Below are 270 nucleotides of genomic sequence, written 5' to 3'. Positions count from 1 at the left end.
GCTCGCCACCGGCCTGGGCATGCTGCCGGCCGCCGCGGTGCCCGACGCCGCTCCGCAGGTCATGCGCTGGCTGCTCGGCGCCATCATCGTGCTGATGGCGGTGTATATCGCCCTGCCCGGGCGCTTCCGAGACGTCGCCGGTCAGGTCGCCGGCCCATTGACGAGACGCATGATGCCGGTCTTTTCGAAGTTCCTGCCCGTACGCTCACTCGACAACGCCATCGGCCTGGGCCTGCTCTGGGGCCTGCTGCCCTGCGGCCTGCTCTACAC

Annotated in this window: 1 protein-coding gene; it reads left to right on the top strand. The window is 70.0% G+C overall.

Going from position 1 to position 270, the window contains the following annotated elements; translation table 11 throughout:
• Positions 1-270, top strand: a 270-nt coding sequence (locus SB754_RS20425; RefSeq protein WP_410784187.1) for a sulfite exporter TauE/SafE family protein, incomplete at both ends; no start/stop codon positions are given.

It is taken from the genome of Leifsonia sp. SIMBA_070 (assembly GCF_046534635.1).
Lineage (GTDB): Bacteria > Actinomycetota > Actinomycetes > Actinomycetales > Microbacteriaceae > Leifsonia.
Note: the sequence above shows the minus strand (reverse complement) of the source record. Positions and strands in the feature narration are given on the sequence as shown.